This is a genomic window from Streptococcus oralis (assembly GCF_003943415.1).
GTDB lineage: Bacteria > Bacillota > Bacilli > Lactobacillales > Streptococcaceae > Streptococcus > Streptococcus oralis_BJ.
This window is the reverse complement of record NZ_RJPK01000002.1, coordinates 332,881-351,335: the sequence shown is the minus strand read 5'-3', so window position 1 is coordinate 351,335 and position 18,455 is coordinate 332,881. Positions and strand designations below refer to the sequence as shown.

17 protein-coding genes and 1 riboswitch are annotated in these 18,455 nt (G+C 43.1%); of the genes, 15 read left to right on the top strand and 2 right to left on the bottom strand.

Annotated elements, in window-relative coordinates; all coding sequences use genetic code 11:
- Positions 1 to 70: 70 nt before the first annotated feature.
- The 12 genes from polA to D8801_RS04335 all read left to right on the top strand — a co-directional run bounded on the left by polA (position 71) and on the right by D8801_RS04335 (position 13,313).
- The gene (gene polA / locus D8801_RS04390) at positions 71 to 2,704 is read left to right on the top strand and encodes a DNA polymerase I (protein WP_125848136.1); all 2,634 of its coding nucleotides are present in this window, start codon (positions 71 to 73) and stop codon (positions 2,702 to 2,704) included.
- Between the two features lie 103 nt (positions 2,705 to 2,807).
- Positions 2,808 to 2,910: riboswitch (TPP riboswitch) on the top strand.
- Positions 2,911 to 2,982: 72 nt separating this feature from the next.
- Entirely contained in the window at positions 2,983 to 3,273 is a 291-nt protein-coding gene (locus D8801_RS04385; protein WP_125848134.1) for a thiamine-binding protein, read from the top strand.
- Positions 3,236 to 3,994 (top strand): ABC transporter permease, encoded by a 759-nt coding sequence (locus D8801_RS04380; protein WP_125848132.1) that lies wholly within the window; start codon positions 3,236 to 3,238, stop codon positions 3,992 to 3,994. Before D8801_RS04385 ends, D8801_RS04380 begins: the two co-directional genes overlap by 38 nt.
- 36 nt (positions 3,995 to 4,030) lie before the next feature.
- On the top strand, positions 4,031 to 5,038 hold the full coding sequence (locus D8801_RS04375; protein ID WP_125848130.1) for an ABC transporter substrate-binding protein: 1,008 nt from the start codon (positions 4,031 to 4,033) through the stop codon (positions 5,036 to 5,038).
- The gene (locus D8801_RS04370) at positions 5,038 to 5,766 is read left to right on the top strand and encodes an ABC transporter ATP-binding protein (protein ID WP_093586254.1); all 729 of its coding nucleotides are present in this window, start codon (positions 5,038 to 5,040) and stop codon (positions 5,764 to 5,766) included. The genes D8801_RS04375 and D8801_RS04370 overlap by 1 nt, the downstream gene beginning before the upstream one ends.
- A gap of 118 nt (positions 5,767 to 5,884) precedes the next feature.
- Positions 5,885 to 6,343: a CtsR family transcriptional regulator gene (locus D8801_RS04365; protein WP_001211258.1), complete on the top strand. Its 459-nt coding sequence runs from the start codon at positions 5,885 to 5,887 to the stop codon at positions 6,341 to 6,343.
- 1 nt (position 6,344) lies between these two features.
- Entirely contained in the window at positions 6,345 to 8,777 is a 2,433-nt protein-coding gene (locus tag D8801_RS04360) for an ATP-dependent Clp protease ATP-binding subunit (RefSeq protein WP_093586252.1), read from the top strand.
- Positions 8,778 to 8,921: 144 nt separating this feature from the next.
- Positions 8,922 to 9,980 carry an AAA family ATPase gene (locus tag D8801_RS04355; RefSeq protein WP_093586250.1) on the top strand — a complete coding sequence of 353 codons (1,059 nt, stop codon included), beginning with the start codon at positions 8,922 to 8,924 and terminating at the stop codon, positions 9,978 to 9,980.
- Between the two features lie 9 nt (positions 9,981 to 9,989).
- Positions 9,990 to 10,769, top strand: coding sequence for a nicotinamide riboside transporter PnuC (pnuC, locus tag D8801_RS04350; protein WP_125848128.1), 780 nt, complete (start codon positions 9,990 to 9,992; stop codon positions 10,767 to 10,769).
- 1 nt (position 10,770) lies between these two features.
- A complete protein-coding gene (locus tag D8801_RS04345) occupies positions 10,771 to 11,544 on the top strand; it encodes an NUDIX domain-containing protein (protein ID WP_125848126.1) in 774 nt (257 codons plus the stop codon).
- Positions 11,545 to 11,816: 272 nt separating this feature from the next.
- Complete coding sequence (locus D8801_RS04340; RefSeq protein WP_125848123.1) at positions 11,817 to 12,500, top strand: hypothetical protein; 684 nt, start codon at positions 11,817 to 11,819, stop codon at positions 12,498 to 12,500.
- Between the two features lie 126 nt (positions 12,501 to 12,626).
- Positions 12,627 to 13,313, top strand: a complete 687-nt coding sequence (locus D8801_RS04335) for a YoaK family protein (RefSeq protein ID WP_125848121.1) — start codon at positions 12,627 to 12,629, stop codon at positions 13,311 to 13,313.
- 55 nt (positions 13,314 to 13,368) lie between these two features.
- Here the strand turns inward: D8801_RS04335 and dusB are convergent, their stop codons facing one another.
- Together dusB and hslO are read right to left on the bottom strand one after the other, a co-directional pair.
- A complete protein-coding gene (dusB, locus tag D8801_RS04330) occupies positions 13,369 to 14,349 on the bottom strand; it encodes a tRNA dihydrouridine synthase DusB (protein WP_185758495.1) in 981 nt (326 codons plus the stop codon).
- The gene (hslO, locus tag D8801_RS04325; RefSeq protein WP_125848117.1) at positions 14,336 to 15,208 is read right to left on the bottom strand and encodes an Hsp33 family molecular chaperone HslO; all 873 of its coding nucleotides are present in this window, start codon (positions 15,206 to 15,208) and stop codon (positions 14,336 to 14,338) included. The genes dusB and hslO overlap by 14 nt, the downstream gene beginning before the upstream one ends.
- A gap of 290 nt (positions 15,209 to 15,498) precedes the next feature.
- Between hslO and D8801_RS04320 the strand changes: the two genes are divergently transcribed.
- Genes D8801_RS04320 through dltB form a run of 3 tightly spaced genes read left to right on the top strand, consistent with a single transcriptional unit; the run spans position 15,499 to position 18,442 of the window.
- Positions 15,499 to 15,630 (top strand): teichoic acid D-Ala incorporation-associated protein DltX, encoded by a 132-nt coding sequence (locus D8801_RS04320; protein ID WP_025168981.1) that lies wholly within the window; start codon positions 15,499 to 15,501, stop codon positions 15,628 to 15,630.
- Positions 15,631 to 15,650: 20 nt separating this feature from the next.
- Entirely contained in the window at positions 15,651 to 17,201 is a 1,551-nt protein-coding gene (dltA, locus tag D8801_RS04315; RefSeq protein ID WP_125848115.1) for a D-alanine--poly(phosphoribitol) ligase subunit DltA, read from the top strand.
- Positions 17,198 to 18,442 carry a D-alanyl-lipoteichoic acid biosynthesis protein DltB gene (gene dltB / locus D8801_RS04310; protein WP_125848113.1) on the top strand — a complete coding sequence of 415 codons (1,245 nt, stop codon included), beginning with the start codon at positions 17,198 to 17,200 and terminating at the stop codon, positions 18,440 to 18,442. Before dltA ends, dltB begins: the two co-directional genes overlap by 4 nt.
- Positions 18,443 to 18,455 lie beyond the last annotated feature (13 nt).

Genomic DNA, 18,455 nt, shown 5'->3' with positions numbered 1-18,455 from the left:
AGAGAACTTCACTACCATTTGCCTATTCTTTCCGATGGTATTTTTCCCCTCTTTCCTTTATAATGGGTGTATGGACAAGAAAAAATTATTATTAATTGATGGATCCTCTGTTGCCTTTCGAGCTTTTTTTGCGCTCTATCAGCAGCTGGATCGGTTTAAAAATGCTAATGGCCTTCATACCAATGCAATCTACGGTTTTCAACTCATGTTGAATCACGTCTTGGAGCGTGTTGAGCCCAGTCATGTTTTGGTAGCCTTTGATGCAGGTAAGACGACTTTTCGAACAGAGATGTATGCAGACTACAAGGGTGGTCGTGCTAAAACTCCAGATGAGTTTCGTGAGCAATTTCCCTTCATTCGTGAGTTGTTAGACCATCTTGGGATTCGCCACTATGAGCTGCCCCAGTATGAGGCAGATGATATCATCGGGACCCTAGGTCGTTTGGCTGAGAAGGATTCTTTTGATGTGACAATCGTCAGCGGAGACAAGGACTTGATCCAGTTGACGGATGAGCATACGGTGGTCGAGATTTCCAAGAAAGGTGTGGCTGAGTTTGAGGCCTTTACACCAGATTACCTTATGGAAAAGATGGGCATTACCCCAGCTCAGTTTATCGATCTTAAGGCCCTCATGGGGGATAAATCTGATAATATCCCTGGTGTTACTAAGATTGGTGAAAAGACGGGTATCAAACTCTTGCTGGAGCATGGTTCGCTTGAGGGTATTTATGAAAATATCGATGGGATGAAGGCTTCTAAGATGAAGGAAAATCTCATCAATGATAAGGAACAAGCCTTTTTGTCTAAAACCTTGGCGACCATTGAGACTCAGGCACCGATTGAGATTGGTCTGGAAGACTTGGTATATAATGGCCCAGATGTGGAAAATCTCGGGAAATTCTACGATGAGATGGGCTTCAAACAGCTCAAACAAGCTCTAAATGTTTCGTCGAAGGATGCGCCTGAGAGCTTGGATTTCACTATCGTTGACCACGTCAGTCAAGACATGCTGAGTGCCGACTCTATCTTCCACTTTGAACTCTTTGGTGAGAACTACCATACAGATGACTTGGTTGGTTTTGCCTGGTCCTGCGGGGATAAACTTTACGCCACAGACAAACTTGAGCTCTTGCAGGAGCCGATTCTCAAGAATTATCTAGAAAAAACACCTCTAAAAGTGTATGACTTTAAGAAAGCGAAGGTTCTTTTAAATCGCTTGGGCTTGAACCTGCAGGCCCCCGCTTTTGACAGTCGTCTGGCAAAATACTTACTCTCAACAGTCGAGAACAATGAAATCTCAACTATTGCGAATCTCTATGGCCAGACTTATCTGGCTGATGATGAGACTTTTTACGGTAAGGGGGTCAAGAAAGCTATCCCTGAGAGAGAGAAATTCTTGGAGCATTTGGCTCGCAAGGTTGCTGTTTTAGTTGAAACAGAGCCTATTTTACTTGAAAAACTCAGTGAACATGGACAGTTAGACCTTCTCTATGACATGGAGCAACCTCTGGCTTTTGTCCTTGCCAAGATGGAAATCGCTGGGATCAAGGTCAAAAAAGAAACTCTGCTTGAGATGCAGGCTGAAAATGAGGTCGTCATTGAGCAACTCACCCAAGAGATTTACGAACTGGCTGGTGAGGAGTTTAATATCAACTCGCCTAAGCAGTTGGGCGTCCTTCTCTTTGAAAAACTGGGTCTTCCTCTAGAATACACCAAGAAAACCAAGACAGGTTACTCGACAGCCGTGGATGTGCTAGAGCGACTAGCTCCTATTGCACCAATCGTCAAGAAAATCCTCGATTACCGTCAGATTGCTAAGATTCAATCTACCTATGTGATTGGTTTGCAAGACTGGATTTTGGATGATGGCAAGATCCATACGCGCTATGTGCAAGATTTGACTCAGACTGGGCGTTTGTCTAGTGTGGATCCAAACTTGCAAAATATCCCTGTTCGTTTGGAACAAGGCCGTCTCATTCGTAAGGCCTTTGTACCTGAGTGGGAGGATAGTGTGTTGCTCAGCTCGGACTATTCACAGATTGAATTGCGCGTTTTGGCTCATATTTCTAAAGATGAGCACTTAATTAAGGCCTTCCAAGAGGGGGCTGATATCCATACCTCGACGGCCATGCGGGTCTTTGGTATTGAACGTCCTGAAGATGTGACTCCAAACGACCGTCGTAATGCCAAGGCGGTAAACTTTGGAGTGGTTTACGGGATTTCAGACTTTGGTTTGTCTAATAATCTGGGCATCAGCCGTAAAGAGGCTAAAGCCTACATTGACACTTACTTTGAACGCTTCCCAGGTATTAAAAACTACATGGATGAGGTGGTGCGTGAGGCGCGTGATAAGGGCTATGTAGAGACCCTCTTCAAGCGTCGTCGTGAGTTGCCAGATATTAATTCGCGCAACTTTAACATTCGTGGTTTTGCAGAGCGGACGGCCATCAACTCTCCTATCCAGGGCTCAGCAGCAGATATTCTCAAGATTGCTATGATTCAGCTAGACAAGGCTCTAGTTGAAGGTGGTTATCAGACCAAGATGCTTCTGCAAGTGCATGATGAAATCGTACTTGAAGTTCCAAAGGAAGAATTAGTAGCGATCAAAGCGCTGGTGAAACAAACCATGGAAGAAGCCATCCAGCTCAGTGTTCCCCTCATCGCTGATGAGAATGAAGGAGCAACTTGGTACGAGGCTAAATAAGAAAGCTATGATGGAGTTTGAAGTACTTGCCTTCAAACTCTTTTTCATGATTTTCTGTAAGCAGTTTCCTTGACTTATCCTTTTTTTTACGTTATCATATGTCCATATAATATACGGGAGTCTGTGTACAGTCTGAGAGGAAGTGTTAAACTTCGACCGCACCTGATCTGGGTAATGCCAGCGTAGGGAAGGATACTTAGCCGAATTCTGCACCTTTTCCGTATATATGGGAAAGGTTTTCTTTTTGTCAAAAGGAAGCCTGAGAAGAGGAGGTTTCTATGAAAGCAAGCATTGCCTTGCAAGTTTTACCCCTATCACAGGGGATTGATCGAATTGCTATTATCGATCAAGTGATTGCTTATCTGCAAGCTCAGTCCGTGACCATGGTGGTGACACCCTTTGAAACGGTCTTGGAAGGAGAGTTTGATGAGCTTCTGCGCATTCTCAAAGAAGCGCTTGAAGTGGCCGGGCAGGAGGCGGATAATGTCTTTGCCAATGTCAAAATAAATATAGGAGAGATTTTAAGCATCGATGAGAAACTTGAAAAGTATGATGAGACGACACATTAGTCTTTTGGGCTTTATAGGAATCTTGTCGGTCTGGCAGTTAGCAGGAATATTCAAACTTTTACCCAAGTTTATCCTGCCAACTCCTCTTGAGATCCTCCAGTCCTTTGTTCGTGACAGAGAATTTCTCTGGTACCATAGCTGGGCAACCTTGAGAGTGGCTTTGCTAGGTCTAGTCTTAGGAGTCTTGATTGCCTGTCTCATGGCGGTGCTTATGGACAGTCTGACTTGGCTCAATGATCTGATCTACCCTATGATGGTGGTTGTTCAGACCATCCCGACCATTGCCATAGCCCCAATTTTAGTCTTGTGGCTAGGCTATGGGATTTTGCCCAAGATTGTCTTGATTATCTTGACGACAACCTTCCCTATCATCGTTAGTATTTTGGACGGTTTTAGACATTGTGACAAGGATATGCTGACCTTGTTTAGTCTGATGCGAGCAAACCCTTGGCAAATCCTGTGGCATTTTAAAATCTCGGTTAGCCTGCCTTACTTTTATGCAGGTCTGAGGGTCAGTGTCTCCTACGCCTTTATCACAACCGTGGTGTCCGAGTGGCTAGGAGGCTTTGAAGGTCTTGGTGTTTATATGATTCAGTCTAAAAAACTGTTTCAGTATGATACCATGTTTGCTATTATTATTCTGGTGTCGATTATCAGTCTTCTAGGTATGAAGCTGGTCGATATCAGTGAAAAATATGTGATTAAATGGAAACGTACTTAAATAGAGCGTTTTAGAAAAAGAAAAGAGGAAATGAAAATGATGAAAACATGGAAAGTGTTTTTAACGCTAGTAACGGCTCTTGTAGCTATCGTGCTTGTGGCTTGTGGCCAAGGAACTGCTTCTAAGAACAACAAAGAGGCAGAAGTTAAGAAGATTGACTTTATCCTAGACTGGACGCCAAATACTAACCACACAGGGCTTTATGTTGCCAAGGAAAAAGGTTATTTCAAAGAAGCTGGAGTGGATGTTGATTTGAAATTGCCACCTGAAGAAAGTTCTTCTGACTTGGTTATCAATGGCAAGGCACCATTTGCAGTGTATTTCCAAGACTACATGGCTAAAAAATTGGAAAAAGGGGCAGGAATCACTGCCGTTGCCGCTATCGTAGAGCACAATACATCAGGAATCATCTCACGTAAATCTGACAATGTCACTAGTCCAAAAGACTTGGTTGGCAAGAAATATGGAACCTGGAATGACCCGACTGAGCTTGCTATGTTGAAAACCTTGGTAGAATCTCAAGGCGGAGACTTTGAGAAGGTCGAAAAAGTACCAAACAACGACTCAAACTCCATCACACCGATTGCCAATGGCGTCTTTGACACTGCTTGGATCTACTACGGTTGGGATGGTATCCTTGCCAAATCTCAAGGCGTAGATGCTAACTTCATGTACTTGAAAGACTATGTCAAGGAGTTTGACTACTACTCACCAGTCATCATCGCAAACAACGACTATCTCAAAGACAACAAAGAAGAAGCTCGCAAAGTTATCCAAGCTATCAAAAAAGGCTACCAATATGCCATGGAACATCCAGAAGAAGCTGCAGATATCCTCATCAAGAATGCTCCCGAACTCAAGGAAAAACGTGATTTCGTTATCGAATCTCAAAAATACTTGTCGAAAGAATACGCAAGCGACAAGGAAAAATGGGGACAATTTGACGTAGCTCGCTGGAATGCCTTCTACAAATGGGATAAAGAAAATGGTATCCTTAAAGAAGACTTGACAGGCAAAGGCTTTACCAATGAATTTGTGAAATAATGACAGAAATTAGACTAGAACACGTCAGTTATGCCTATGGTCAAGAGAGGATTTTAGAGGATATCAATCTGAAAGTGACTTCAGGTGAAGTGGTTTCTATCCTAGGTCCAAGTGGTGTTGGAAAAACCACCCTCTTTAATCTGATCGCTGGGATTTTAGAAGTTCAGTCAGGGCGAATTGTCCTTGATGGCGAGGAAAATCCCAAGGGGCGCGTTAGTTATATGTTGCAAAAGGATTTGCTCTTAGAACATAAGACGGTACTTGGCAATATCATCTTGCCCCTCTTGATTCAAAAGGTGAATAAGGTAGAAGCCATTGCCCGAGCGGATGAAATTCTTGCGACCTTCCAGTTGACAGCCGTAAGGGACAAGTATCCTCATGAACTCAGCGGAGGGATGCGTCAGCGTGTGGCCTTACTCCGCACCTACCTTTTCGGGCACAAACTCTTTCTCTTAGACGAGGCCTTTAGTGCCTTGGATGAGATGACCAAGATGGAACTTCACGCTTGGTATCTGGAGATTCACAAGCAACTGCAGCTGACTACTTTGATCATCACACACAGTATCGAGGAAGCCCTCAACCTCAGTGACCGCATCTATATTCTAAAAAATCGGCCTGGACAGATTGTTTCTGAAGTTAAACTAGATTGGTCCCAGAGCGAAGACAAGGAAGTCCAAAAAATTGCCTATAAGCGTCAAATCTTAGCGGAATTGGGATTAAATACTTAGAAAAATAGGGAGTTGGTGAAGATTATTCTTTACTTGCTCCCTTTTCCTTTAAAAAAATCAAAAATTTCGGTATAATAGTCAAAGATAGTCAAGGTTCAAAGAAGGAGTTTGATTTACTATGAGATTTAAAAATACATCAGATCATATCGAAGCCTATATCAAGGCGATTTTAGACCAATCTGGTATCGTGGAATTGCAGCGGAGCCAGTTGGCAGATACCTTTCAGGTTGTGCCGAGTCAGATCAACTATGTCATCAAGACACGTTTTACTGAAAGCAGAGGTTACTTGGTTGAGAGCAAGCGGGGTGGCGGAGGCTACATTCGCATAGGCCGGATTGAGTTTTCCAATCATCATGAGATGCTCCGCGATTTGCTTTACTCGATTGGTGAGCGAGTTAGTCAGGAGATTTACGAGGATATTCTCCAGCTTTTGGTGGAGCAGGACTTGATGACCAAGCAGGAGATGACCTTGCTGACTTCAGTAGCAACGGATCGTGTCCTAGGGGAAGAATCCTCAGTTGTCCGTGCCAATATGCTCCGACAGCTATTACAAGAGGTAGATAGAAAAGAGAAGTAAGATGAACTATTCAAAAGCATTGAATGAATGTATCGAGAGTGCCTACATGGTTGCAAGCCATTTTGGAGCCCGTTACCTGGAGTCTTGGCATTTATTGATTGCCATGTCCAATCACAGTTACAGTGTGGCAGGTGCGACTCTAAATGATTATCCTTATGAAATGGACCGTTTAGAAGAGGTTGCGTTGGAACTGACTGAAACGGACTATAGCCAAGACGAAACCTTTACGGAATTGCCTTTTTCTCATCGTTTGGAGCTTCTCTTTGCAGAAGCAGAGTATGTGGCCTCAGCGGTCCACGCAAAGGTGCTAGGGACAGAGCATGTCCTCTATGCGATTTTGCATGACGGCAATGCCTTGGCAACTCGCATCTTGGAGAGAGCAGGATTTTCTTATGAAGACCAGAAAGATCAGGTCAGAATTGCTGCTCTTCGTCGCAATTTAGAGGAGCGTGCTGGCTGGACTAGAGAAGATCTTAAGGCTTTACGTCAACGCCATCGCACGGTATCTGACAAGCAAAATTCCATGGCAAATATGATGGGTATGCCTCAGAATCCAAGTGGCGGTCTCGAGGACTACACGCATGACCTGACGGAGCAAGCGCGCTCTGGCAAGTTAGAGCCAGTTATCGGTCGTGACAAGGAAATCTCACGTATGATTCAGATTTTGAGTCGAAAGACCAAGAACAATCCTGTCTTGGTTGGAGATGCTGGTGTCGGGAAAACAGCTCTAGCCCTTGGCCTTGCTCAGCGTATTGCTAGTGGGGATGTACCTGCGGAAATGGCCAAGATGCGCGTTTTGGAGCTTGATTTGATGAATGTCGTTGCGGGAACACGTTTCCGTGGAGATTTTGAAGAGCGTATGAACAACATCATCAAGGATATCGAGGAAGATGGCAAAGTGATTCTCTTTATTGATGAACTTCACACCATCATGGGATCTGGGAGTGGTATTGACTCGACTCTGGATGCGGCCAATATCTTGAAACCAGCCTTGGCTCGTGGAACTTTGAGAACGGTTGGTGCAACCACTCAGGAAGAATACCAAAAGCACATCGAAAAAGATGCGGCCCTTTCTCGTCGTTTTGCCAAAGTGACAATTGAAGAGCCAAGTTTAGCTGACAGCATGACCATTTTGCAAGGTTTGAAGGCGACTTATGAGAAACACCACCGTGTGCAAATTACAGATGATGCTGTCGAAACGGCTGTTAAGATGGCGCATCGTTACTTGACTAGTCGTCACTTGCCAGACTCTGCTATCGACCTCTTGGATGAGGCGGCAGCAACTGTGCAAAACAAATCCAAGCATGTGAGAATGGACGAATCCGACTTGAGTCCAGCTGACAAGGCCTTGATGGATGGTAAGTGGAAACAAGCAGGCCAGCTAATCGCAAAAGAGCAGGAAGTGCCTGTCTATAAAGACTTGGTTACAGAGTCTGATATTTTGACCACCTTGAGTCGCTTGTCAGGTATCCCAGTCCAAAAACTGACTCAGATTGACGCTAAGAAATACCTGAACCTGGAAGCTGAATTGCATAAACGTGTCATCGGTCAAGATCAAGCAGTTTCAAGCATTAGCCGTGCCATTCGCCGCAATCAGTCAGGGATTCGCAGTCACAAGCGTCCGATTGGTTCCTTTATGTTCCTAGGACCGACGGGTGTCGGAAAAACTGAATTAGCCAAGGCTCTGGCAGAAGTTCTTTTTGACGACGAATCAGCCCTTATCCGCTTTGATATGAGTGAATATATGGAGAAATTTGCAGCTAGCCGTCTCAATGGAGCTCCTCCGGGCTATGTGGGCTACGAAGAAGGTGGGGAGTTGACCGAGAAGGTTCGCAACAAACCCTACTCAGTGCTCCTCTTTGACGAGGTAGAAAAGGCCCACCCAGACATCTTTAATGTTCTCTTGCAAGTCTTGGACGACGGTGTCTTGACAGATAGCAAGGGACGCAAGGTGGACTTTTCAAATACTATTATCATCATGACGTCAAACCTTGGTGCGACAGCCCTTCGTGATGATAAGACTGTCGGATTTGGGGTCAAGGACATTCGTTTTGACCAAGAAAATATGGAAAAACGGATCTTTGAAGAGTTGAAAAAAGCTTATCGACCAGAGTTTATCAACCGTATTGATGAAAAGGTGGTCTTCCATAGTTTGGATAGCGAACACATGCAGGAAATTGTCAAGATCATGGTTAAACCATTGATTGCTAGCCTGGCAGAGAAGGGCATCGACTTGAAACTACAAGCTTCGGCACTGAAGTTGCTAGCTAGTCACGGTTACAATCCAGAAATGGGAGCTCGCCCACTTCGCAGAACACTGCAAACAGAGGTGGAAGACAAGTTGGCAGAGCTCCTCCTCAAGGGAGAACTGGTAGCAGGTAAGACTCTCAAGATTGGTGTCAAAGCTGGTCAATTAAAATTTGATATTGCTTAAAAATGGAGAATCAGGAGCAATCCTGATTCTTTTTTCTACTTTTTTATAAAAAATGATAAAAAACTATTGACAAAATAAAAATATAAGATATAATAAAAACATAGAAAACAAAAATATCAAAAACTATAAAAAGGTAAAACATTTATGAAAAAGAAAACTGCAGTGGTATTTGGGACCTTTGCCCCTCTCCATCAGGGGCATATCGATTTAATCCAGCGAGCAAAGCGTCAGTGTAATCAGGTCTGGGTAGTCGTTTCAGGCTATGAGGGAGACCGAGGGGAGCAGATAGGCTTAACGCTTCAAAAACGATTTCGCTATATCAGAGAGGCTTTTCGTGATGACGAGTTGACCTCTGTCTGCAAGTTAGATGAAACTAAGCTTCCTCGTTACCCTATGGGCTGGCAGGAGTGGCTGGATCAGATGTTATCGGAGATTTCCTACGATGAAGCCCAGCAAGAACTGATCTTTTTTGTGGGAGAACGTGGCTACCAGCAAGAATTATCTAATCGTGGCTTTGAGACCGTTTTGCAAGAAAGAAAGTTTGGTATCTCAGCGACTATGATTCGAGAAAATCCAAGCAAATATTGGAAATACATCGCTCAACCCTTCCGTCGTCAGTTTACAAAGAAAGTGTTGATTATGGGAAGTGCCAGCAATGGGAAGACCACTTTAGCAAAGGATTTGGCAAGGTATTACGATGTGCCCGTTAGTCTGGAATACGCGCGTGAGTACCAGATCAAAAACAATGTCCGCGACGATGAATTGACTCCAAAGGATTACTATTATCTCCTGTTGGGACAGTATGACCAGACCTCAAAATTAATTGATAGCAATGCCAATCGAGGCCTAGTGATAGCTGATACCAACTCCTTGGTAACCAAGGGTTATTATGACTACTACATGGAGGCTGAGGATCAAGGGGACTTATCAGGAGAAACCTTTGACAATCTCTTTGTTTCAATCTTGGCTAAGGAAAAATGGGACTTGATTCTCTTTGTGCAGCCTGTCGGTTCCTATGTCAATGACGGATTTAGAGATATGACCATGGCAGAAGACCATGTTCGTCACAGTTTTTCCCAGCATTTGGACCAGATGAGAGAGCGATACTTAACCACCATTCCACTAGTTTATCTAGCGGAGGATTATCTAGGCAATTATGAAGCAGCAAAAGTGGCTATCGATGCCATTTACCAAGCAGATTAGGAGAAAATTATGAAAACAGTAACTAAAAAAATCACACAATTTATCGAAAACTTTAAAAATGTCCATGCAGAAGCCCGCAAGATTGGTTTTGCAGGAACCATGCGTTTGCTCTGGAAAGATCTCTTTGTTGGTCGTAGCCTTTTCCAGTGGTTGTATCTCATCGCCTTGTCAAGTGTTCCTTTGATCTTAGAGTTCACACAAAATACAGAAAGCCATGACTGGCTGAGCTTGTTTGCATCCTGGACTGGGATTGTCTGTGTTATCTTGGTAGCAGAAGGGCGTGCAAGCAATTATCTCTTTGGGGCTATTAACTCAGCTATCTATTTGATTTTGGCCATGAATGCGACTTTTTATGGCGAAGTTTTGACGACCGTTTACTTCTTTGTCATGCAACCGATTGGTCTCTATGCTTGGTTGTCTAATCGTATCAATGACCAAGGAAAACCAGAAGAATCCCACTTTGAAGCTAAGAAATTATCTGTACTTGACTGGCTCAAGTACTTGGTCTTGACTGCCATCATCTGGATTGGCATGGGCTTGGCTTACCAAAGTATCCATAGCGCTCGCCCTTTCCGTGATAGTGTAACCGATGCAACTAATGGTGTTGGTCAGCTCCTGATGACACGTCTCTATCGTGAGCAATGGATTTTCTGGATTGCAACCAATCTCTTTAGTATCTACCTTTGGTGGGGTGAAAATATCCATATCCAAGGGATGTACTGGGTTTACACACTGAACAGTCTAGTGGGTTGGTACCAATGGACCAAGGCAGTTCGAAAGGAGGCATAAGATGGCAGACATAAAGATTCCAGAAGGAATGACGGAAAAAGAATATTATGAAATCCATGCCAGTCAGGAGGAGTTTTTAGACTGGTACTACAGGCAGGAACTCCCTCAATACGAAAAACCAAGTGTGACAGTAGATATGGTGGCTTACTGCTTTGTCGAAGGAAAGATCAAGCTCTTACTGATCCGTCGCAAGGCCCACCCTTATCAAAACTGTTTGGCTCTGGTTGGAGGCTTTATGGACAAGGGAGAAGATGCTACACATGCCTGTCAGCGCGAAGTGAGAGAAGAAGTCAATCTTGATCTACCTTTGGAGAAAATCGAGCAATTGATGACCGTATCGACCCCTGGGCGTGATCCACGGGGCTGGACAGTGACCATTGCTCACTTAGTGTACCTACCTAGTCGTGTCTTAGATCTCGTTCAGGCAGGTGACGATGCCAAGGATGTCGTTTTTGTAGATGTCGACTTTCAGACAGGCAAATGTTTCCTAGAGGGAGTCGAACTGGACGAGAAAGCCTTCGCCTTTGACCATTATGCCATTATCCAAGAATCCATCAAACGAATCCAAGGCCGTCTCGACTGGAACCCGACCTTCCTTTATCTGCTGGAGGAAGAGTTTACTGTCTATGAAGGAACCGAACTGGTCAACCTCATCAACCCAGGTCGGCCCATCGTCAGCAATAACTTTCTCGTAAAATACGGCGAATATGTAGAAGAGGTTGGGCTCAAACGAGTGCCTAAAAAGAAACCAAGAAAAACCTATCGATTGAAATAAAAGTGAGGCCGGGACAAAGTTCCCGCCCTCTTTATTTATTATCATTTTTTATGAATGGCTATCTTTCTTAGAATTACACAAGAGCGATGCAAAAAATAGGACTCTAATATAAAAAATTTTCTATTTTTTCGTTTCGATTACGAATTGAAATAGTGGAGGGAACAATTTTTAAAATAGTTTCTCTAAATAGTTGACAGATTCAAGGTACAATGTTACAATTATATTACAAAAAGATTTCTTAATGTTTCAAAAAAGTTACAAAGGAGTGAAAAATGAAAAAGAAAACCTATATCAAATTGATGGCAGCGACTGTATTGGCTTCTACCTTGCTACTGGGAGCTTGTGGAAATAAAAACGAAACGACTCAAACCAGCAGCTCTGCAAAGACAAGTCAATCATCAAGTTCTAAAGCAGCTTCTTCTAACAAAGAAAGCAAGACTCAAAAATCCTCAAGTTCAGCTTCATCTGAAAAGACTCAGGCATCTTCTGGTCAGTCTTCTACAGCGGCAGACCAGTTACAAGCGAAACCAGCTCCTGAATCAAGACAAGAACAAGCAACTCCTAGTCAACAAGCCCCATCTCAGGCTCCATCAACTCAGCAAGGCTTTCAAGCACAGTCTAACCAGTCAGGCTATGATCCAACAACTGACCGCAAACTTCAAGACAAGCAAGCAGAACACAACAAACGCTACAAGGGAGTTTTAACCATGGTGGATGGTGACTTCTCAGCAGCTGCAGGCAATTGGAAGGGAGCGAATGGCGAAACTATTACGGTTTCATCAGGGGGCCAATTTACAGTAGAAACTGCAGATGGAAAGAAAGAAAACTATTCTATTAGAGGCTACTCTTACACTCTTGATGACGGCAAGTATAATGTCAAAGTCGGTGGAGGAAAAATCATCCAAATTACAACAGGTGCGGATGGTAAAGTTTCAAGCGTTGCCTTGATTCAATAATAAAATTTGGTGTTTTAACTCTTACTAGAAATCGTTCTGTAAAAGAGTGAGTCAACTGTTTTTCACTTAGTTTCTCCAAGAGAAAGTGGTATAATAAAAAAATCAAAGGAAAACGAGTGATAATACATGGCGGATAAATTAATCTTACCTCAAAACACACGATTGATGGGAGTATTTCTTGGATTTGTAGGTGGTTCTTTGGATGTGTTTTGCCATATTCAATACCATAGTTTGGTAGCGACACAGACAGGGAATATTCTCCTATTGATATCTGATTGGCACGACTCAAATGTTATCAATACGATGCTACGATTCTGCTCCATTATTTTCTTTTCTCTAGGATTTCTGTTTGCATTGCACATGAAAGAATACCGCAAAACGGCCTACTGGCGGGTTAAGATGCTACTCCCTTTATTTATTGGAACTCTTATTCTACCTTTCTTTTCACGATTTCCTCTATTAGAAGTTCCTTTCATCGCTTTTGGAACAGGAATGATGATGCTAACATTTACGGGCAGTTTGATTGAAGATCATCCCTATGTCATTTTTATGACGTCTGGAAATTACCGAAAGATGCTGACCGCTTTGTATCGCATTGCTAGAAGAGAAGGAAATATCCAAGAATACCGTCGTCAGGCCTTAAATTATGGGATTGTTGTGGGAAGTTTCGTAGTGGGCGCAATCAGCTTGGCTGTATTGATGCATTTTCTTCATGAATGGTCTATATGGATTGTCTGCCTTAATTTGTTTTTGATTATGTCCTATTATATAGCTAGAGTGAAGCAATTAGATTTACAAGATGAAAATATATAAAAACGGCAAGACTCATTTTTGAGCTTTGCCGTTTTTGTGAGTTGTAGATGTGAGACTATGCTTTGTCTAATTGCAAGAGGGCTTCAATCTCTGCTAGGGTGCTAGCTTGTGAAATAGCTCCACGAAGTTTGGCAGCGCCAGATGTTCCCCGGAGGTAGTGAGGAGCGAGGCCGCGGAATTCACGGACTGCAATTTTTTCTCCTTTGAGGCTAATCAAGCGTTTTAAGTGTTCGTAGGCGATTTTCATCTTATCTTCAAAGGTCAAATCAGGAAGGATTTCTCCTGTTTCAAAGTAATGATTGATTTGATTGAAGAGGTAGGGATTTCCCATGGCTGCGCGGCCAATCATAACCGCGTCAGCCCCGACTTCTTCGATGCGTTGTTTAGCATCTTGAACTGTACGGATGTCACCGTTGGCGATAAATGGGATCTTAGTCAGTGCTTGGGCTACATCGTGCAAGGTTTCGAGGTCTGCGTGGCCTGTGTACATTTGTTCGCGGGTACGGCCATGCATGGCGAGAGCAGAGACACCAGCAGCTTCAGCTGCGAGGGCATTCTCCACGGCTAGGGATGGGTCAGCCCAGCCTGTACGCATTTTGACAGTGAGGGGAATATCAAGGACAGACTGAACCTTGTTGATGATAGAGTAAATCTTATCTGGGTTCTTGAGCCACATAGCGCCAGCTTCGTTCTTCACGATTTTGTTAACTGGGCAGCCCATGTTGATATCGACGATATCAGTCTTGGTGTTTTCTTGTATGAATTCTGCTGCGCGTGCGAGGCTGTCGTCATCGCTACCAAAAAGTTGGATAGAGACAGGGTTTTCGCCTTCATCAATATGAAGCATGTGCAGGGTTTTTTCGTTGTTGTATTGGATTCCCTTGTCAGAGACCATTTCCATTACAACGAGTCCAGCTCCGAGCTCTTTTGCGATGGTACGAAAGGCTGAGTTGGTAACTCCTGCCATGGGCGCTAAAACGGTACGATTGGGAATCTCAACATTGCCAATCATAAAAGGTGTATTAAGATTTGTCACGAATGAGTTCCTCCAGGTCGTTTTCATCAAAATTATAAGTTGTTTGGCAGAATTGACAAGTAATTTCTGCCCCGTGATCTTCCTCTTTCATTTCCTCGAGGTCTGAAGTTGGAAGGCTGGCAAGAGCGTTTAAAAAGCGATCTTTGCTGCAGTCACATTGGAAACGGATTTCTTCTTCAGATAGGCATTTGTAGGATTCGTCACCGTAGATAGCCTTGAGGAGAGCTTCGATATGGTCGTCGCTTTCCAGAAGTGTTGAGATAGCTGGCATTTCTTGGATGCGTTTCTCAAAGCGAGCAATCTCTTCTTCCTTGGCTCCTGGCAATGCTTGGAGAAGGAAACCGCCGGCAACTTCGACCTTGTCGCCTTTATCTAAAAGAACATTGAGGCCGACTGCTGAAGGGGTTTGTTGGCTTTCAGTCAGGTAGTATGCCAAGTCTTCACCGATTTCCCCAGAGATGAGAGGAGTCATGGAGTTGTAAGGATTTCCAGTGCCATAGTCTGTGATAACGAGAAATTGACCATTTCCGACAAAAGGTCCGACAAGGACTTCACCAGTTGCAGTTTTTTTGATGTCAACACCTGGATTTTGAACGTAGCCTTTGACATTGCCCTTAGTATCTGCGACCGTGATGATGGCACCGAGAGAGCTCGTTCCAAGAACTTTAACCGTTAGCTTGGTATTTCCTTTTTCATTGGCTGCGAGAATTTGGCTGGCGATAAGGGTACGGCCAAGTGCAACAGTTGAACTGGCTTGAGTTTGATGTTTTTCTTGAGCAGTGCGGACGGTTTCAGTGCTATCAAGGACAAAAGCACGAAAGGCTCCGCTTTCTGATATAGTTTTAATAATTTTATCCATAACTACTATTTTAGCATAAAAATGCCCAAAGAGGGAGTGGTGTGTTTGCTGTCATTTTTTAATTGCTTAATATATGATAATAGGTGTCAAAATTTCGAGGAAATGGAATTGTTGATAACAATTTTTATTAATATTTTAACTTATCTTAAAATAAGCTAAAACAAACTTTTGAATTATGGTAAACAGTTGAAAAAAAGGTTGATAAAATGGTAAAATGTTAGGAAGATAAGATAGTAATGCATAGTTGCATAGCTTTTTTGAAAAATCATAGAAAATTGAACACACTAACTATGGGAAAACACAGAAAATTGTATATGTTTTTGGGACAGACCGTCCTATATTTTGTAATCTTACTTGGTTTGCTTTATTTTTTTAGTTACCTTGGTCAGAGCCAAGGAACCTTTATTTATAATGAGTTCTAGTTTGAAGGAGAAGAAAAACCGTGTCTAATAAACCGATAAAAGATATGATTGAAACGATTGAGCACTTTGCTCAAACACAGCCAACATATCCTGTCTACAATATTTTGGGTCAAGAGCATACTTATGGTGATCTGAAGGCTGATTCAGATAGTTTAGCTGCAGCTATTGATCGACTTGGCTTGCCTGAGAAATCTCCAGTCGTCGTTTTTGGTGGTCAGGAGTATGAGATGTTGGCTACCTTTGTAGCGCTGACTAAGTCGGGGCATGCCTATATTCCAATTGACAGCCATTCGGCCTTGGAACGAATTTCTGCTATCGTAGAAGTTGCAGAGCCAAGTTTGATTATTGCTATCTCGGATTTTCCATTAGAGCAAACTAGCACACCGATGCTGAATTTAGAGCAAGTCCACGAAGCCTTTGCTCAAGCTTCTAGCTACGAGATCACGCATCCAGTCAAGGGAGATGATAACTACTACATCATCTTTACTTCTGGTACGACTGGTAAGCCAAAGGGAGTGCAGATTTCCCATGATAATCTCCTCAGCTTTACCAACTGGATGATTACAGATAAGGAATTTGCGACGCCAAGTCGTCCACAAATGCTGGCTCAGCCCCCTTATTCTTTTGACCTATCTGTCATGTACTGGGCACCGACTTTGGCACTTGGTGGCACGCTTTTCGCTCTTCCTTCAGCCATTACTCAGGATTTCAAAAAACTCTTTGCGACGATCTTTTCACTCCCGATTGCTATCTGGACCTCAACACCGTCCTTTGCAGATATGGCCATGTTGTCAGAAGATTTTAATGGTGAGAAAATGCCTGGAATCACACATTTCTACTTTGATGGTGAAGAATTGACGGTCAAAACAGCTCAAAAACTACGTGAGCGATTCCCAAATGCCCGTATTATCAATGCTTACGGTCCAACAGAAGCAACAGTGGCTCTGTCAGCAGTTGCTGTGACAGACGAGATGTTAACGACTCTCAAACGCTTGCCAATCGGCTATACCAAGGCCGATTCTCCAACCTTTATCATTGATGAGGAAGGCAATAAACTGCCAAATGGTGAACAGGGAGAAATCATCGTTTCTGGGCCAGCTGTTTCAAAAGGCTATATGAATAATCCTGAAAAAACGGCAGAAGCTTTCTTTGAGTTCGAAGGTCTTCCGGCCTACCATACAGGAGATGTAGGAACTATGACAGATGAGGGCTTGCTTCTCTATGGTGGGCGCATGGATTTCCAGATTAAGTTTAATGGTTATCGCATTGAGCTTGAAGATGTCTCTCAAAACCTCAACAAGTCTCGCTTTATCGAGTCGGCTGTTGCTGTTCCACGCTATAACAAGGACCACAAGGTGCAAAATCTATTGGCCTATGTCATCCTAAAGGATGGTGTCCGCGAGCAGTTTGAGCGTGATATCGATATTACCAAGGCTATTAAGGAAGACCTAGCAGACATCATGATGTCTTATATGATGCCGTCTAAATTCCTCTATCGAGATAGTTTACCACTAACGCCTAATGGCAAGATTGACATCAAGGGCTTGATCAACGAGGTAAACAGTAGATGATGGAGCTTTACAAACAGCTACCTCATTTGGAACCTTATGGCAATCTTTATTATTTTTTGTATGTGATTGCTGCGACCCTACCGATATTTATCGGGCTCTTTTTCAAGAAACGTTTTGCCTGGTATGAGGTGCTGGTTAGTCTCTTCTTTATCGTCACCATGTTGGTAGGTGGAAAGACGAATCAAATAAGCGCTCTTATCCTTTATGTTATCTGGCAAGTACTGCTTGTATCTTTCTACAAAAGGTACAGGAAAAAGCGGGATAGTAAATGGATATTTTATCTAGTTAGCTTTTTATCTCTATTGCCAATCGTCTTTGTGAAAGTATCTCCTGCTATTCATGGCCCTCAATCTTTGTTTGGCTTTTTAGGAATTTCTTACTTAACCTTTCGTGCAGTTGGGGTTATCGTTGAGTTGAGGGACGGTGTCATCAAGGATTTAACGATTTGGCAATTCTTACGTTTTCTTCTTTTTATGCCGACTTTCTCAAGTGGTCCCATTGATCGTTTTAAACGCTTCAATGAAAATTATGCGACCATTCCTGAGCGGGATGAGCTGATGGATATGCTAGAAGAGGCTGTCAAATATATCATGCTTGGCTTCCTCTACAAGTTTATCTTGGCGCATATTTTAGGAGAGACATTATTGCCTCCGTTGAAAAATTTGGCCTTGCAGACAGGCGGTTTCTTTAACCATTATGCTCTGGCGGTGATGTATACCTTCGGTTTAGAACTGTTCTTTGACTTTGCGGGCTACTCTATGTTTGCCTTAGCCATCTCCAATTTGATGGGGATTCATAGTCCCATCAACTTTAACAAGCCCTTTTTATCAAGGGATTTAAAAGAGTTTTGGAATCGCTGGCACATGAGTCTGTCTTTCTGGTTCCGTGACTTTGTCTTTATGCGGATGGTTATGGTGTTGACCAGAAAGAAGGTCTTTAAAAATCGCAATGTGACTTCAAGTGTAGCCTACATTCTCAATATGCTGATTATGGGATTTTGGCATGGTGTGACCTGGTACTATATCGCCTATGGACTTTTTCATGGGATTGGGCTGGTCATCAATGATGCTTGGGTTCGTAAGAAAAAAGCGCTCAATAAAGAACGAAAAAAAGCTGGGAAGGGTTCCTTACCTGAGAATCGCTGGATTCAGTTGCTTGGCATGGTTGTCACCTTCCATGTCGTGATGGTTTCATTCTTAATCTTTTCTGGATTTTTGAATGATTTATGGTTTAAAAAATAAAAGGATATAAAAA

Bases quoted from the DNA above. Each gene is read 5' to 3' on its own strand.
- D8801_RS04365 (WP_001211258.1), top strand. From the start codon at position 5,885: ATGAGATTTAAAAATACATCAGATCATATCGAAGCCTATATCAAGGCG.
- hslO (WP_125848117.1), bottom strand. From the start codon at position 15,208: ATGGATAAAATTATTAAAACTATATCAGAAAGCGGAGCCTTTCGTGCT.
- D8801_RS04380 (WP_125848132.1), top strand. From the start codon at position 3,236: ATGAGAAACTTGAAAAGTATGATGAGACGACACATTAGTCTTTTGGGC.
- D8801_RS04345 (WP_125848126.1), top strand. From the start codon at position 10,771: ATGGCAGACATAAAGATTCCAGAAGGAATGACGGAAAAAGAATATTAT.
- D8801_RS04385 (WP_125848134.1), top strand. From the start codon at position 2,983: ATGAAAGCAAGCATTGCCTTGCAAGTTTTACCCCTATCACAGGGGATT.
- D8801_RS04370 (WP_093586254.1), top strand. From the start codon at position 5,038: ATGACAGAAATTAGACTAGAACACGTCAGTTATGCCTATGGTCAAGAG.
- polA (WP_125848136.1), top strand. From the start codon at position 71: ATGGACAAGAAAAAATTATTATTAATTGATGGATCCTCTGTTGCCTTT.
- D8801_RS04320 (WP_025168981.1), top strand. From the start codon at position 15,499: ATGGGAAAACACAGAAAATTGTATATGTTTTTGGGACAGACCGTCCTA.
- D8801_RS04375 (WP_125848130.1), top strand. From the start codon at position 4,031: ATGATGAAAACATGGAAAGTGTTTTTAACGCTAGTAACGGCTCTTGTA.
- pnuC (WP_125848128.1), top strand. From the start codon at position 9,990: ATGAAAACAGTAACTAAAAAAATCACACAATTTATCGAAAACTTTAAA.
- D8801_RS04360 (WP_093586252.1), top strand. From the start codon at position 6,345: ATGAACTATTCAAAAGCATTGAATGAATGTATCGAGAGTGCCTACATG.
- D8801_RS04335 (WP_125848121.1), top strand. From the start codon at position 12,627: ATGGCGGATAAATTAATCTTACCTCAAAACACACGATTGATGGGAGTA.
- D8801_RS04355 (WP_093586250.1), top strand. From the start codon at position 8,922: ATGAAAAAGAAAACTGCAGTGGTATTTGGGACCTTTGCCCCTCTCCAT.
- dltB (WP_125848113.1), top strand. From the start codon at position 17,198: ATGATGGAGCTTTACAAACAGCTACCTCATTTGGAACCTTATGGCAAT.
- D8801_RS04340 (WP_125848123.1), top strand. From the start codon at position 11,817: ATGAAAAAGAAAACCTATATCAAATTGATGGCAGCGACTGTATTGGCT.